This window comes from Cryobacterium sp. TMS1-13-1 (assembly GCF_004403125.1).
GTDB classification, from domain to species: domain Bacteria; phylum Actinomycetota; class Actinomycetes; order Actinomycetales; family Microbacteriaceae; genus Cryobacterium; species Cryobacterium levicorallinum.
The window spans coordinates 130,182-146,394 of record NZ_SOGX01000019.1; the positions used below are offsets into that span (position 1 = coordinate 130,182).

Below are 16,213 nucleotides of genomic sequence, written 5' to 3' on the forward strand. Positions count from 1 at the left end.
ATCCCCGGCCAGGTGCCCGCAGGCGGAACCCTCAGCGACGGTGGAGTAAGCCGCGGCCACCAGCGATTGCCAATGGAATCGCTGCGACGAAAGAGACCGCTCCAGGAATGCGCGAGGCTAGCTCCTCTGCAAACAGAATGAGCGCGCACGACCGCGGTAACAGGAAATTGCGAGTTTTCGGCGCGTCAATGGTCAGGACAAACAGTCGGGTGGGGCCACCGCGTAGGGGACGTGATCACGATCTACTGGCCCTTCCGTGCCGACCTGCACGGCGCTGTCCTCTCCCCATGACGGACGCTCATGACGCCACAGGAGTCACCGCGTTCAATTCCAAGGCTCCTCCGCCGATCTGTGCCTAATGCGAGCTACCGACGGAGGGAGTCATGCACGGCCGCGTCACCGAGTGAGCCTGCGCGCGTGATACCTGCCCCAAATGTTTGCACCCCACGTTTGAGGAGCTCACCGACCCCAAGCTGCTCATCGTCATGGGCCGGCTGGACTGCTACCGCTGCCACCAGCGCCGCGACATGACGCGTGTCGGGAACGTCGTGCTCTTCGAGTGCTCGAACCCGAATTGCAACGAATTGTTGCGCCTGATCAGCGCCAAGAACAAGCGCGCCCGTGCCCTCGCTGCTCAGGGCTCGGCAGCCGCCGCCCTCTCCGGCGTCACAGGAAGACTCCGCAGCCGGACGGCCGCCCCGCAATCGACGGTCGCATCCGCACGCCGCCCCGCCGCTCGATGACCCGCCGCTGATCAATCGACGGAACCTTCTACCGCGAGCAGGGCTTGTGAATTCGTCGAATATCCGACGCTAAGACTTATTGGTTATGGAGTTCGGGCCGGTTTCTGGTGAGGATTCCGACCCCAAGGGGCTCGCCAAGATAGCCGCACTTCGCGACCACCCGTGTTGGCCGCCGAGTAGGAAATCTCGATGACTTGTCGACGGCGGTTAAAAAGTGAGCCACGATCGGCGGTCAAAACTGAGCCACTTTTTATATGCATTGTCGTACCGCGTTTTCGGCGCGGACTGAAGGTAAAGATTCAATCCCGGTGCTGTGCAGCCCGGTAGCTGGCGCCTTTTTGGGGTGAGGACGTCAGCGTGGGGGACGTCGATGATTTCCGGTCCATCGGTGCGACCCCACGATCCGCGGCGAGGTATTGTCCGCCGCGTCATCTGACGACGGCGACGTCATGACTGCCGCGATTCCATCGCTGATACCGACGACGCCCGCGAGGCTCTGCGCGCCTTGGTACACGCGACGCGCAGGTTCAGCGACCCAGCGCAAACGTACGACGTGATCGGCAACCTGCTCTCTGCTGTACGTTCTCTACAGCAGGTGCTCGACCAGGTCGCATCAGCTAATCTGGAGCATCAAGATGGAGCCTTCACCGACTCGGGTGATAGTGTCGACGCTGCTCACGCAGACCGGACGGCAAACGCCCTGCACGACGCAGACCAACACCTCGGCTACGTCGAAAACAATCTGGATCTCGCGTCTCAGCATTCTGGGCGGTTCGCCTGGCACTCGCTTCCGGTATGGCATGGACGCTCGGATCGCCGCCGATATCAAAACTGCTCCCATTCGCCCGCACATCTCGGGAATACCCGCAGCGTTGGATGTCCTCTTGACCAGTGACCGTCGTGGCTTGTCGGGTCACGTAGTTCCGGGTCGAGGATTGCAGGACTGATTGCGCCAGGAACGACGCCGCGATCAAAAGACTCGCGAGTGTTGGGGATGGCCGCAACAGATGACGCCGCTCATCGTATGACCCTTGAGCGTCAGAGCGCCGACTCACCCAGCGACCGCCGTTTATCCAAGTGACCGTTGGTGATACTTCTCTTCCACCACGCAACGGCGAGATTCAATCGACACCGCAAGTTGCAGCCTCGCGATGCGAGCGGCGACTCGAGCATCCTCGATCGTCAGGCCGTTTCTGGGCGTACGCTCCATAATCTCGTGCAGTGCGATCTTCATGACGAGCGATTCGGTTGGCACACTCGGCCTTCCCCGGTGAGCCCTTGCTGCGTTCTCCTCCTTCGCGGCGAGCCTGAGACGCGCATCGTCGCGGTGAATGTGGGCCACTACCGTTTTCACGAGTTGATCGAGTTGCATTCGCCGCTCCACTGTTCGAACTTCTGCTTGAGTGGTCCGCACGGCCGCCGCGACGTCGCGGCCTGTCAACAGGTCGACCCGCCGCATCCGCTCTGCGACTATTTCGACCACGCGGGCGTACACGATGGTCTCCACCGGTATTGGCGGGAGTCCCATACGCGACCTGGTCTCCACGTAGGCGTCGGCGAACTCGCGCAAGCGGGCGCCGTTCTTGAGCATGTGCTCGGTGAGCGATTCGGCGAACACCGTGAACTGCCGCAGGTGCTCGGGCCGCGATGGGTCATTGAAATAGGCGTCGGCCTCGCGCTCGTTCGCCCTACGCTCGGCCGCGGTCGTCGCGTGCAGAAGTTTCGGCGGGAGGCCGGCCCGACTCAGGCTGCGCTTCAGCCGTCGCGCCGCCGCGTTGGCCTCCAGCTCGGACTGGTAGATCTCCGGGTCGCTGCGACGATTGCGCTGCAGTTCGGCCCGGCGCTCCTTGTTGCGCTCGGCCCACTGGCGCGTGATCTGCTTCGTGCGCTCCGGGTCCGCATCCCGCCTGTCCGCGGCCCGGGCATTCACCTCGTCGCGATGAGACTCGTAATAGCGGTTGTAGTACTCGCGCACCTTCTCGCGATTCTCCGCCACCCACCGCTGCTGATACTCCCGCCGGCGCTCCGGATGCGCCACCCGCCACAGCTTCGCCCGCTCCCTCCCCCGCGCCCGCACCTCCGCCTCCCGATGCCGGCGAGCCGCGGCCCGACGCATCGAATCCCGATTCAGCTCCCGGGCCCGGTCCAGGTGCTCCGATCGCCAGAGCCGATTCAGCTCGCGGATCCGGTCGCGATTCGCCGCAACATACTGACGCCGCCTCTCCGCCTCATCATCAACAGACGGATGCTCCACCCGCGCCTTCGACGGCGCGGCAGCTTCCTCGGGTGGGTCGTTCATGATCGCGGCTACTCGGCAAGCGGCGGAGCCAGCTCGATGACCAGAGCAAGGAGCTCAGAGCGATGCGCCGTCGGATTGGTAATCACCCGCCCGACTGCGACGCGGATCCGCTCAACGTCCTCGTCCGCGATCCCGGCGACGGGTTCCAGACAGTACGCGATGTCATTCTGCAGGTTGCGACCGTCATCGTCGACAGCGACCTCCGGATAGTAGAACAACGCAGCGAGCGCGGTGCGGCTGAGCAGGTCGTCGAATTGCTCCTGCGGGATCGTCATAGCGAAGCCTCCTGTGCGCGGTCGTGTCTGAGCCAATCATGCCGCTATCAGGAGGTGCACCGGCTGTGACGTGGCGTCAGCCGTGTCTCGACACGAGCACCGGCTCGTCGAAGCGGCCGACGCGTGCAGTGCCTTGGTCATGCGACGGCGGGCCACGGCCTCACGAACGCGCGCCGCCATCAATTTCAGGAGGCTGATCGGCCCAATCAAAAGCAACTTGAGCGTGTTCCACAGACACAAGATCACGATCAGGTTCAGCCAGGCAGGCGCACCGGCTTCGACCTGTGCTCGGCAATAGATAGCGGCAAGTGCATACGGGACGGCGAGCAGCATCGCCAGCACGCCCCACTTCAGCCCGCGCCGCGTGTTGATCGTGTCGATCACAATGGCGGTCGGCATGAACCGGCGCATGAAGAAGTAGCTGCGGGCGGCGGTGGCCAGAATGGGCTCGAACATGGCGCGGCCTTTCAGATGTTCGGCAACAAGAACCTGAAAGGACGGAAAGTCATGCCATCGCAACGAGCCACGGCGCGCAATAGAGGTTGCCTACCAACACTGTAGAACCGGATGCCCGCAGGCGAAAGAGCCGCTCGCACGCTTCAGGGCGGATGCTCCCCCGCGCCTGTTCGAGCGCATCCGCTCAACGACATTCGGCACAGTATGGCGGGCGAACGAAAATGTCCGGTACTGCGCGCGCAGACCGTGACGCCGCGGTGGACATCGACCGGGTCTTGGTCGTCGAGATCTGATTCTTCCAGCCGGGTCTAGTCCCTGCGCCGGCCAAGAACACATCCGCAATGTGTTGGGTCAGGGGTTCGTCCGGACGCTCGCGATCGTGTCGAGCCACTGCTGAAATGTTTGCTTGCCCAGCCTCGTGCCGGATGCAGGGAGCAGTCCTCCATGGCGCATGGCCCGGCCCATGGCACCGGGGAGGTTAACACGTAAGACGGGACGTTTCTGGCCGAGAACGTTGAGATATCGTGTCACCATGTCGGGCAGGTCTTCTTCGCGCGGACCGGCGAGGTCCGGCGCGAGGCCAAGCGGCTCGCCCGTGGCGATGCGCAGGACTTCCACGGCCACTTCTCTGGCGGCAATCGGTTGGGACCGCATGGCGGGAACAAGTTGAAGGCCGAACATGCTGCCGCGACTCACGGTTTGCTCGGCGAACTCGTGGAATTGGGTTGTGCGCAGCAGCGACCAGGGGACATCAGAATTCTTTACTTTCCGCTCCTGAGCGGCCTTCCCGGCATAATATCCGGAGTTCGCCGTCGAAGCCCCGATGATGGAGAGTGCCACATGGTGCCGCACCCCTGCTTCATGCTCGGCAGCGAGTAGATTTTCGGTCACGGTGGCGAAAAACGCGACGGAAACCCTGGCGGAGAGACTCCTTGTGGAGGTGAGGTCAATGACGGTCTCTACGCCCACGAGCCGATCCGCGAGACCACGAGGCGACGTCAGATCTATGCCCGCCGCGCGGCTCAACGCGATGGTCTCGTGGCCAGCGGATCGGGCTGTGCTCAGCACGTGTGTGCCGATGGCACCGGTTGCTCCGGCGATGGCGATCTTCATGGTTAGAAATCCTTCCGGTGGAGTGGAATGACGCCGTCACTGCCCTTCTGGCAGACGTTTTGAGCGTGTGAGGGACCGTCATCAGCTTTCACTCCCGCTGTTCACGCTAGTTAGGCTCGCATACCCGGGTGGAGGATGTTCTCGACAGGGTCGCGTAGCCAATGAAAGCAACCGTGCCGCCGGAAGTCCTGAATCTGACACAAATGATTTCATGGTCGGTGTGAGTCTCAGCGAAGGTTTTGACGGCAGCGCGGCAAGGGCGCCCAAGCTCGAAGGTTGCCACCGGCCGTCAGCTGACTGCGGCGTGGTCGATCAGCTCGGCGAGGTCGACCGGTCGCGACCACATCGGCCAGTGACCCGTCGGCAGATCGACGAGAACGAGCGCGGTGTGATCCAGCAGCCCGACGAGAAATCCCACCCCTGTTCAGCATAGGAGCGATACTCCGCACTCGGGAAACCCGTGCAGATGACAGTGCCGGGCACGGCGAGCCGATCCGGGTCGGACAGAACCACCGGGTCGCTGACGGTGTGACCGGGCTGCGGTACGGCGCGGCCCCGGAAAGTGCTCAGTTGCTCATCCGTGAGATCGCGCATGCTGCCCGCGGCCATCTCACTGTCCCACGCCGCCGATAACGGAAACTCCTGATCTTGCAGCTCGGCATTCATAGCAAAGCCATCGCGGACAGGCGCCGTGTCGACGAAGACTACGTGATCGACCAGGCCGGGATGGCGGTCAAGCACCATCGTCCCAGGCAGCGCCGCGCCGCTGTGGACGACGAGCACCCGCCGATCGGCGCCGCGATCGAGCGCGGCGGCGATGGCCTCGGCGTGGTCATCGAGCGTCACCTCGCCGCGGGCTGCATCGTCCGGCTCAAGGCCCGGCAGTGTCAGGGCGGCAACGGCGTAACCGCGGTCAGCGAGAAGGGGTGCAACGTCATCCCAGGCCCACGCGCCGAGCCAGAATCCAGGAACCAAAACGATCTGGGTTGTCATGCACACATCCTGCCAGTCCTCCCCCCGCGGGTCGAGAGTCGCGCCATTTTCCTAGACCAACGTCCCTTACGGCGTCGGTTGTGGCATCGAGACAGCCGCCGACGTGACTGTGGCGATGGACTGCTGGGTTTCGATACCGCTGTCAGCGAGAAGCGGAGACCCGGCCTGCACGGCCGCCGAACCAGTCAGGCGATCTGGTAGGTCTCTTCGCCGATCTCGACTTCAACTTTGAGCCGGCCGCCGACTGCTTCAACGTACTTTCGGAGTGTGTCGACCTGGGTTCGTTCGATGTCACCGTGCTCAATGCGGGAGATCCGGTTCTGAGTGACGTGCAGCAACGCCGCCAGTTCAACTTGAGTGAGGTCGTTCGCTTCGCGGAGCTCACGGAGGCGATAGGCACGCACCTCGTCGAGCATCCGTTTCTTGTGCTCGTCGACAGCGGCCCGATCTACTGGGCGCCGGGCGAGCATGTCGTCAAGGCTGGTCATAGTCTCGGTCTCTTCTGGTTGATTAGAACATCGTGGTTGGATATTGGGCTTGAGGGGCGGGCAATTCAGTTGTCGTTCTTCAATCCCTTGAGGTGTTCATCGAATCGGTCATCGGCAATCGAGATGTTCGTTCTGTACCAACGTTTCCAATTTCCGGCCTTGTCACCTGCCACGAGGAAGATGGCTTTCCGTCGCTGGTCGAACGCAAACAGTGCGCGCAACTCGGATCTTCCGGCCGAACCCGGCCGGAGCTCCTTCATATTCTTATGGCGAGAATCAGTCACGGTGTCAACGATCGGTCGGCCGAGCTGCGGTCCCCTTTCGGCGAGCAGCTCGATCGCGGCGATCACTTGTTCATACGAATCATCGTCGAGGTCGCTCAGCCAATCCTCGATGAGCGTCAGGTCAACGGCCCACATGTCATATCCAAACTATAACTCTCAGGGTGTATTACATCTACGGTTTACGTGAGATTGTGTGGTTCATGCCTAGCCAGTGCATAGAGCGTATTCGGGACGGTCGCGGTGTCGAACGTCCTTGGCGCAATCTGTGGACGGTCCTCATCGAGTGAGTCCTGCGAGTACTCTCGACCGGCTCAGAGCATCGACGCGCTGGTCTTGACCCAGGCGCTGCGCCGCCTCACGCGCGGCGCGAGCGCGAGCGGCATCGAGCTTCTGTGCCGTGGACTCCGGTAGTGCACCAAGAGGCTTCGCACCGACGATGCCGTAGCGGTCCCGGTAGGCCGCGACGGTGCATCCGTTCTGGTGCCACGCAGCGGATGCCGCCCCGCGCGGCGCGACCCCGAGGGCTCGAGTCCACGGCTCCCCCGCGAGCAACGCTTGATCGAGCACGACACTGGCTCGCGCCTCGATCAGGTCGGCGCGCTCGGCCAAGGCCTGGTGCATGGGGGCATCCATCGGCCCGAGCGCACGCGGGATAAGCCCGGCTATGAGACGCGGCGTGCGGCGAGTCCGTCCTGCGCCGGTGTCGTGTGAAACGACCGCCGCGACCCTGGCCCGGAGCACCGCCGCGATGTCCTGGGCGTCCTCGAACCCGCGGGCCGCGACCACACGCGGCAGCAGAGTTGCCACGTCGATGAAGTGGGCCTCGGCTCGCCGCAGCTCCGCGGTCAATGGACCGAAGGCATCCGAATGGACCACATCCGAAACCTGCGAAGGCGAAAGCCCGCTCGCTCGCACGAGCGCAGCCCACCGGTCGTGCTGCGCTGCTGCCGCGAGGGTCTCGTACTCCGCCGCGAGTTGCGCCACCGAACCCCAGGCATCCTGCTCGGCGACCAGAGTCTCGTAGGCGGACAGCTCGGCGCCGACGTGCTGCAAAATGCCACAGAGGATGCTGCGCGCCGTCACGTCCGCAGCGTCGCCCGGCCGCGGCCCCACGTGAGCAACGTCGGGCCGGTCGACGGCGACGTAGGCGGTGTTCGCCTCGCGTCCCCGCGTCATCGCGACGTAGAGGTTCTCGCGCGGCATGCTCGGCGCGACGACGACGTGGGCCGTGTCGGTCGTGATTCCCTGCGCACGGTGCGAGGTGACCGCGTAGCCCAGCTCGATATGCTGAGCGACGTACGACGCGGGCAGCAGCACTGTGCTTCCCCACCGGCGTCCGAGCCGCCGCACGTCGACCGAACCGTTCCGATGCACCCCGATCACGGCCCACCGGTCGCCGTTGCGCACCCAGCTTTTGGACGCGTACAGCCGCCGATCGTTCCGGCGGGTGATGACCGTGTCACCGACAGCGGCGCGAGTTCCGTCGTGCAGGGCAACTTCGTGCAGCGCGTCGACCCGCCCCTCCAGAATCAGCTCGCTGCGAGCGCGCACGTTCAGCGCCGCGACGGCCTCGTTCGAGTCGCTGATCAGCACGGTCGACTTGCCCGAGCGGATGTCCGCCCGCCACGCCCCGTAAGCGGCATCCGCCATCGCCTCCGTGCTGCCATCGCGCAGCCGGTCGTGCGCGGCATACAGGTCGATCACGTTAGGGTTGCCCTGGCGCAGACCGAGGGAGGCGGTCCTCTCCCACTCGTGCACGAAGCGGTGCACGTCCGTGAGTTCGGGCGCATCCGTTCGATCGTGCACGAGCAGCGAGAACGCACCACCCGCATCGACCGACTGCAGCTGGGCGTAGTCGCCGACCAAGAGCACCTTCGCGCCGGCTGAAGCGGCCAGCGCAGTGACCCGGTCGAGTGGCATGGTGCCGGCCAAGGATGCCTCGTCAATGATCACGAGCTGCCCAGCTTGAAACGACGAACCCTCGTCAATATGGGTCTGCCACCACTTCGCCAGATTCTCCGTCGCAATCCCAAGATCCGTCGCCAGCACCTTCGCGGCGGCGGCCGAGGGAGCCAGCCCGACGACCGAGCCCGCACCGTGCACCGATTCCCAGGACCGCCGAAGGGCGTTCATCGCGGTCGTCTTGCCCGCGCCGGCCGGTCCGACCAGCACGTCGATCACGCGGCTCGAACCAGCAACCGACGCGAGCGCCGCAAGCTGGTCCTCGGCAAGCCGCCCGCCACCCGTCAACCGCGAAAAAGCAGCCGTACCGAGCGCCACCCGTGGCGCCGTCAAGAGCCCAGCACGCTCGAGCAGCCGAGTCTCAGCGTCCAGCAGCTCCGTCGAGGTGAACACGACGGAGTGCTTCGGCCGAAACACTGACGTCCCGTCATCGCGTTGAAACTCCACCGGGCTCGGGGCGAGCTCGGGTGGAGTGAGGCGCAGGGACGCGCGCTCGGCAGCATCCACTATGAGGCCGACGACGGCTTCCCGATCGGAGGCCGACGCGAACCGGTACGGCATCATTTGACGCGCGGCCTCGGCCGTGAGATTCCAGTGCCTCCAGGTGGCGCGCTTCTCACTGACGGCCGTCATCACGCTCACCCCGAGCGCATCCACAGCCGCGCGCGGCAAATCCTCCGCATTCAGCAACACCGGAGATGACTCGGCGACCGTCGACATCTCGTGCCCAAGCACGCGTGCAGCCCGTTCGCGCCACGCCGCCGTGAGGTCCGCCAGCGAGTGCACCTGCTTCGCCGGCCGCGTAGCGAGAGTCGCGTGCGCGCGCAGCTTCATGATCGTCACCGGCGTCGGACGCCGCCCGTGACTGGCCACATACTCCTCAATCAGCCGGTCGGTCTCGACATCGATGTGGCGGGACCGCGTCGAGAATTCCGCAACGAGCGCGTCAGGCACGTCCGTCAGAGCCCAGGCTGCGTGGCGATCTCGCCCCCGCTCCCGCTGCTGCCACTGCACGCCGAGCGATCGCGTGAGCTCGTCGGCGAACAGGCTCTCGTGCAGTTCGGAGAGCGCCACCACGGCCTCGTGCATCGGCCGACCGTCGAGCGAGCGCCACTTGCCATCGAGCACGGTCTGTACCTTGTTGCTGATCACGACGTGCGTGTGCAGGTGCGGGTCGCCAGCCCGGCTGTCGAAATGATCGAACGCCGTCGCGATCAGCCCGGTCACATCGACCTGCGCCACAGCGCCGCCCTGCGCCGTCGTGCCGGTGCGCGTCGCCGCGACCTCGCGCTCCATGTACGCCAGCACCTCGGCCACCGCCGTATGGTGGGCCGCCACGATGCGCTCCTGCGTAGCCGCGTCGCCCACACCCCAGAGGATGCTTGCCGACTTCGGAATCGAAAACGTGAAGTCATAGCCGGCGACGGCGCGACGCCGCTTCTCGTCCGGTTGTTCCACAGCGGATGCCGCGGCCCGCTCGGTAGGTCCGTGACCGTCGCCGCGTGGCCCGTCCAGGGCGTGCGCGGCGGCGGTGCGATAGACCGGGTAGGCGCGCCCGAGGGGGTCGCCGGTGACCGGGTCGCGGCCCAATCCGATGAGCAGTTGCAACTGTGCCTCGGTGATGACATTGCCTTCAACCACGAGCCCATCGCCAAGACCCCGGAGCCCTCCGCCCATCCACCGGCCCGGCGGCGTGCCCTCCTCGGTGTAGTACCGAGTGAGCGGGGTCGACAGAAGGCGTTTGCCGTCACCAGCAGCGACCGTGCGCAGCAGGTATTTGTACCCGTCGCCGGCGCTCATCACCCGCATCGACACAGTCATCCGGCCACCTCCACCATTGCAAGAGAGGTGCGCCGCGAGCTACGAGTGGTTTCAATGGACCCTTCTACGTCGTGGAATACACACGGAACGGGTCGAGAAGCCTCAGGTATCGTCACGCATGGTCCGGACCGCCCAACCGGTTCGGGAGGAGGCACCCAGCGGTACAGCGCTAGGGCCGGCGGTGATGAACGGGGTCCACGGTCCTACACCGCGGTGGAACCCACTTTTGGAACGCGTGCCACCGGCAGCACAAAGCCGGAAGCGCTCCAGCGCCACAATTCTCTTGGAACTCCGAAAGAAAATGCTGTCGTATCTCAGGAGGAATCACCGACATTTCACCACGAATCCACCCACAAGCTCACTAGGGCAGCCCGCTCAACCAGAACATTTGCGTATCGCGGTCTCCATGACGACCAAACCATTCGATCAGCAATATGCCGTGCAAAACGGCTATTCTGCCAGCATCCAAACGCGCTTGAGGGGAAGTCGGGATCGTATGTCTTCCGGAAGATTCTCGTATAAACGCATGACCGCGTCGACGACATCCTCAGCGGCCCAAACGCGCATCCTGAACTGTTGGCCATGAACGGTCCCACGCGCTTGTTTCGAGAGACCGCCCCACGCGACGAGGAGGCCCTGATCTGCTCCCTGCGTGTGAACAACTCCACTCAAATCACGAACAACGGAATCTCCTGTTTGCCCGCCGGATTTCACTTGGACGATTACACGCGGAGAATCCATCCCAAGGACACCACGGCCAGCGACGATGTCTATGCCGCCATCAGCGCCAGGTGGAGACATGGTGCAAGTAAAGCCCTCTGCCTCAAGAATCGCCGTTATAAGCGCGGTCAATTCATGTCCTGCGAACTCCTCGGCAATACGCGCACTTATACGGTCTCTCGCTACCTCGACAATGTCGGTGTGCAATTCGGGTTCATCGACATCGTCCTCTTCGGGAATCGTTGACTTTGCACCCGGAATCTTGACTGCAGTTTGGAAGGGCAACTGGCCCGGATCGATGCCAGTCGCCAGCAACGCCTCAAGGCGAGATATTGCATGGTTCTTCGAGGGGGCAAAGATGGAAAGCGCTGAGCCGAGGCTAAACAGTAGGTCCTGTTTCACAGCCGAGCGCGGCAGATCCGTCATAAGCCACTGCACCCGCACGACATGACGCTTGTCCGGATCGACTTCATCGGCCATGTACTGATAGCCGCTCGTGACTCTTCCGAGTGCGATCTGCTTCGTCGTCTTCATGGGCATAGCCAAAAGATCGCCTGAACTAACGCGGGACCGCAGCGCCCACATCTGACCTGTGTAGTTGGCGAGGGTCGGTCCGCTGAAGTCAGGGAACACCTGAGATAGAACTGCGCCGACCTCCTCGCGTGTGCTGCATTCAGTCAGATCAGGCACTTCTTGCCAACCGCCACCGGAAACCCCGGCAGTCAGCGCCCACGCGTCTCGTTCCCCATGCCGGCCCGATCGAACAACCCACGCTGCACCCAAGTTATATCCCTACTGTTCAGACTCTGATCATTGCAGACCGAGAACGTCGTTCCCAACAACGGCATGCAGCGTGACTTCTGCAGCGATAATGCCCTGTCCGCCTCAATCTGCAAGAGGCGTGGGCAGATCAGGATGCGGTGATGGCCTTACCGGCGATCCGCTTCAACGCTTCGGGCAGCGATGCCACGTATTCGGGAGCAGGATTCCGATTCTTCCTTGGCCGTACGAGGGTGTATCCATCCGTATCGGTGGTGGTACTCCAATCAGAGCTGACCTTGCCTTTCGTAATAAGAACGATTTTCGGCAGATCGATGGACAAGAGTTTGCCCCGAACCTTGTCTTCGAGAATATGGGCACCCGTCGGGTCGATCGCGAAGCACTCACCATTGACCCACCAGAGGAAGTCCGGATAAAAAGTACTGGAACTTCCAACCTTGATTGGAAGCTGCATGCCGTAGCCGTCACCGCGAACAGGATTCCGCATCCAAACACCTTGACCCATCGAGTCAAGAGCTCTCGCGAACGCCAGCTCCTCGGGCAAGAACGCATTCTGTGCATACTTTTCATGGACAGAGTGCTCGAACTCGTGGAATCGATTTACCGTCGGTACATGCGCAGTCGGTCGCCAAGTCTCTTCGCCATGTATCTCCACGGCCACCAGCTCGACCGTCGATTCGAACGCTTCAACGACGTGTGCGGCGCGTTCCGACAGCAGCGCCTGGGCAGCTGATCCCCCGCACGACCACTGGTCGAAGGCCGTTCCAGTGAAAAGTTCGGGCTCCAAGAGGTGCGCACAGTGCCGGCTACGAATCTGAATTCGGCGACGTAGGTATTCGCCGTTCTTTCGGCGCATGCTTGCCGCTATTAACTCATAACGGGTGCTATCGGCTTCACCCCGAAGTGAGATCTTTTGTATGCTCTTCTGCCCGCTCGAAATAAGATCATCGTTTGCAAAAGGCTGGCGGGAGAGGGCCTCAATCAGTTTGATCTCTTCGTCAAGTTCAGCTTCCCCGAGCTGGTACTGCGGCAGGAAAACATCTACGCCGATGCCAAGCTTTACTGGGATCGCCGGCAGTGGATCTTTCCGGGTCACCACACGGATCGCGCTCGAACCGCTCGGATTTGCGTCATCGGTCGCATAGAGACTCAACTCAGCTTTAAGCCCGGCTACGATAGCGTCGAACGTCTTACTTGCGACCCTGACAAACAGCGTTGAAGTGTTCAGCCGGTCGTCTTCGTAGTGTTGCGCACCGGGCTGCCGAAGCGCTCGGCCAATCACCTGTGCAATTCGCACGTAAGAGTTCGATTCATCATCGAAGTACTCTATGTACGCCTCCGGATCATCCCAACCTTCCTGCAGTGCCCGGTTGCAAATGATGTGGGTGTGGTGCGGCTGCAATTCCGCGAGAGACGTAACACGAGTCGCGTCTTCCGGCACGACCTTTGTCTGGGTATAGATCGCGATCTCGTCCGCGGGAACGCCGCGGTTTCGCAGGTGCTCCCAAATCGCTACCGGTCGCGAAATCACCTCATCCTTGGAAGGGTTCGACCGCCACCCTCGTCGACCTCACCGACCCGACCTACATCGACGTCTACAACGTGCTCTTCGGCCTCGCCGTCTTCGTCACCCTGATCTTCTTCTGCCTGCAACTGATCACCGGACTCGTGCACCGCGACCCCTCCGCGCTCTCCCGTGCCGCGCTCGGCGTCGCTAAATCTGTTCTCGGATCGTTCGTTATCATCACCATCACCGGCCTGCTCCTCGAAATCACCGATCAGCTCTCCATCGGCATCGTGCAAGCCAGCGGCAACACGATGGAAGGCATGGGCCACCGCATCGCGCTTCTCGCCGTCGGCCTCACCGCGATCAGCCCCGGCGCACCCGGCGTCGGCGCCATCCTCACGATCTTCCTCGCCGGCCTCGCCATCAGCGGCGCGGCCATCGTCTGGTTCTCCCTCCTCATCCGCAAAGCACTCCTGCTGGTCGCGATCGTCTTCGGACCGATCGCCCTCGCCGGCGCCACCTGGGACGCCGCCAAAGGCTGGTTCTCCAAATGGGTCGCATTCGTGGTCGCGCTCATCCTCTCCAAACTCGTGCTCGTCGTGATCTTTCTGGTGGCGGTCGCGCAGGTCTCGGCCCCGATCGATGCGGATCTGGCCTCCGTCAGCGACCCCATCGCCGGCATCGTGCTCATGTTCATCGCCGCCTTCGCGCCCTACATCACCTATAAGTTCCTCAACTTCGTCGGTCTCGACATGTACCACGCCATGTCTAGCGAACAAGAGGCCAAGTCGGCGCTGAACCGGCCCGTGCCGGTGCCGAGCGCACCAATGATGAGCAGCGCGCAGAAGGTTCTGGGCCCGGGTGGCAGCGGTCGAGCGATACAGGCTGGCCCTTCGTCCAGCAGCGGCGGCCCCGGTCCCACATCGTCGGCTGCCGGCGCTTCGGGTGCAGGCGCGTCTGCGAACGCTGGTGCCGGCTCGAGCGCTGGAGCGGGCGGCGCAGCAGTCGGAGTCGGCGCAGGCGTGGCCACCGCGGGAGTCGGCGCCGGAGCTGCGGTCATCAGCGCCACAGCCAAGGCCGGCCCAAAGATCGGCAACGCGGTCGCGCAGAAAGCGGATGCCCACACTCAGCACGCCGGCAACGCAAGCGCCCCGAGCGCGCCCGCTTCCAACCCAAGGCGACCATCGGCATCCGCTTCACCGCAAGAACTGCCAGCCGGACGAAAAATCAAGGACGTGTAGCCATGGACACCGACACGAACCGCGCCGACTACCGCCTCGCCCCGGTGCAATTCTCGCGACTGACCAAGCGCGGCATCCTGCTGGGTCTGTCAGCGCCGCAACTGGTCGCCCTGTCGCTCGGTACTCTCACCATCGTCGCCGCTCTGTACACGGCGGGCGCCGCGGGCGTCGCGTGGACGAGTCCGATCTGGGGTACCGCGGCGGTGATCGCCGGTATCCCGGTCGGCGGGCGCAAGATCGTCGAGTGGATGCCGGTCGTCACCCGTTGGGCGTGGCGGTCGGGTCATGAGCAGCTGACCTACCGGCGCCGCATCATCCGCCCGCGCCCGGTGGGAACCCTATCGCTGCCGGGCGACGCGGCCGCGCTGCGCGAGTGGAACGATGCCGAGTCGGGGGCGGTCATGATCCACGACCCGCACGCGCAAACCCTCACCGCGGTCGTGGCGGTGTCGCACCCGGCGTTCGCGCTGCTCGACCCGGACGAGCAACATCGCCGCGTCGTCGGTTGGGGGCGCGTACTAGCCGGCGCCTGTCGGTCCGGGCGGATCGCGCGGCTGCAGGTGTCGGAGCGCACGCTGCCCGATTCCGGCACCGGACTGGCCGAGTGGTGGGAGGGGCACGGCATCGACGACGACAGTTGGGCCGCCACGACCTACCGCGATCTGATTGAGCGGGCCGGGCCTGCCGGGGAACGCCATGCCACGACGATCGCTCTATCGCTGGATCTCAGCGCGGCGGCTCGTCAGGTGCGCACGCAGGGCGGCGGCATGCGCGGCGCCGCGACGGTGCTGAGGCAGGAAATGACCGCTCTGACCGGGGCGCTGCGCGCGGCGGACCTCACGGTCGGCGGCTGGCTCACCGCCGACGAGCTCGCTGTGGTTTTACGAACCGCCTACGACCCCGCCGTTGGTATCGATCTGGAGCGGCATCCTCTGGTTGGGCGGTCACTGGCCACGGCGGGGCCGGTCGCGGTCGCCGAGAGCTGGGATCATCTCCGCACGGACAGTGCGTTTCATGCGGTGCTGTGGATCAGCGAGTGGCCCCGGTCGCAGGTGTTCCCCGGGTTTCTGTCGCCGCTGGTCTTCACCAACGGCATTCTGCGCACGGTATCGCTGCACTACCTGCCCGTGCGCGCCGACCAAGCCGCGCGCGACCTGCGCAAGAAGAAGACCGAGCTGATCAGCGACGCCCACCAACGCACCCGAATCGGCCAAATAGAGGATGCCTCCGCCACCGCCGAATACGACGACCTCCTGCACCAGGAAGCCGACCTCACCGCGGGGCACGGCGTGCTGCGCACCACCGGGCTCATCTGCGTGACCGCGCCGACTGTGGATGAGCTCGACGCCGCTGTGGCGTCAATCGAGCAGGCGGCAATTCAGGCGTCGTGTGAGACGCGGCGGCTGGTGGGGCAGCAGGCGCAGGCGTTCACGGCGGCGGCGTTGCCGTTATGTCGGAGCGTGTGACTATCGCCTCGCCGTAGGGGTCGGGGTCGGCGACGGTGAAAACTGAGCCGGAGCGACGGTCAATA

The 16,213-nt window shown here is 63.9% G+C and carries 13 protein-coding genes; 3 read left to right on the top strand and 10 right to left on the bottom strand.

Annotated elements, in window-relative coordinates:
* The first annotated feature begins 437 nt into the window (after window positions 1-437).
* Window positions 438-743, top strand: a complete 306-nt coding sequence (locus tag E3T31_RS16600; protein ID WP_134470384.1) for a hypothetical protein — start codon at window positions 438-440, stop codon at window positions 741-743.
* Window positions 744-1,812: 1,069 nt separating this feature from the next.
* Here the strand turns inward: E3T31_RS16600 and E3T31_RS16605 are convergent.
* The 10 genes from E3T31_RS16605 to E3T31_RS16650 form a co-directional block, all read right to left on the bottom strand.
* A complete protein-coding gene (locus E3T31_RS16605; protein WP_134470386.1) occupies window positions 1,813-3,042 on the bottom strand; it encodes a hypothetical protein in 1,230 nt (409 codons plus the stop codon).
* 8 nt (window positions 3,043-3,050) lie between these two features.
* Entirely contained in the window at window positions 3,051-3,317 is a 267-nt protein-coding gene (locus E3T31_RS16610; protein WP_134470388.1) for a hypothetical protein, read from the bottom strand.
* A 36-nt stretch (window positions 3,318-3,353) separates the two neighbouring features.
* On the bottom strand, window positions 3,354-3,773 hold the full coding sequence (locus E3T31_RS16615) for a sulfate permease (protein WP_174844898.1): 420 nt from the start codon (window positions 3,771-3,773) through the stop codon (window positions 3,354-3,356).
* A gap of 351 nt (window positions 3,774-4,124) precedes the next feature.
* A complete protein-coding gene (locus E3T31_RS16620) occupies window positions 4,125-4,886 on the bottom strand; it encodes an SDR family oxidoreductase (RefSeq protein WP_134470390.1) in 762 nt (253 codons plus the stop codon).
* Window positions 4,887-5,198: 312 nt separating this feature from the next.
* On the bottom strand, window positions 5,199-5,879 hold the full coding sequence (locus E3T31_RS16625) for an alpha/beta hydrolase (RefSeq protein ID WP_241978060.1): 681 nt from the start codon (window positions 5,877-5,879) through the stop codon (window positions 5,199-5,201).
* A 185-nt stretch (window positions 5,880-6,064) separates the two neighbouring features.
* Window positions 6,065-6,367 carry an XRE family transcriptional regulator gene (locus tag E3T31_RS16630; RefSeq protein WP_134360672.1) on the bottom strand — a complete coding sequence of 101 codons (303 nt, stop codon included), beginning with the start codon at window positions 6,365-6,367 and terminating at the stop codon, window positions 6,065-6,067.
* Between the two features lie 65 nt (window positions 6,368-6,432).
* Entirely contained in the window at window positions 6,433-6,786 is a 354-nt protein-coding gene (locus tag E3T31_RS16635) for a type II toxin-antitoxin system RelE/ParE family toxin (RefSeq protein ID WP_134470392.1), read from the bottom strand.
* A gap of 141 nt (window positions 6,787-6,927) precedes the next feature.
* On the bottom strand, window positions 6,928-10,434 hold the full coding sequence (mobF, locus tag E3T31_RS16640; RefSeq protein WP_134470394.1) for a MobF family relaxase: 3,507 nt from the start codon (window positions 10,432-10,434) through the stop codon (window positions 6,928-6,930).
* 450 nt (window positions 10,435-10,884) lie between these two features.
* Complete coding sequence (locus tag E3T31_RS16645; protein ID WP_241978061.1) at window positions 10,885-11,688, bottom strand: restriction endonuclease; 804 nt, start codon at window positions 11,686-11,688, stop codon at window positions 10,885-10,887.
* A gap of 376 nt (window positions 11,689-12,064) precedes the next feature.
* The gene (locus E3T31_RS16650) at window positions 12,065-13,375 is read right to left on the bottom strand and encodes a hypothetical protein (protein ID WP_134470398.1); all 1,311 of its coding nucleotides are present in this window, start codon (window positions 13,373-13,375) and stop codon (window positions 12,065-12,067) included.
* A gap of 5 nt (window positions 13,376-13,380) precedes the next feature.
* Between E3T31_RS16650 and E3T31_RS16655 the strand changes: the two genes are divergently transcribed.
* Both E3T31_RS16655 and E3T31_RS16660 read left to right on the top strand, forming a co-directional pair.
* A complete protein-coding gene (locus tag E3T31_RS16655; RefSeq protein ID WP_134470400.1) occupies window positions 13,381-14,682 on the top strand; it encodes a conjugal transfer protein TrbL in 1,302 nt (433 codons plus the stop codon).
* A gap of 2 nt (window positions 14,683-14,684) precedes the next feature.
* Window positions 14,685-16,148 carry an SCO6880 family protein gene (locus E3T31_RS16660; RefSeq protein ID WP_134470402.1) on the top strand — a complete coding sequence of 488 codons (1,464 nt, stop codon included), beginning with the start codon at window positions 14,685-14,687 and terminating at the stop codon, window positions 16,146-16,148.
* Window positions 16,149-16,213 lie beyond the last annotated feature (65 nt).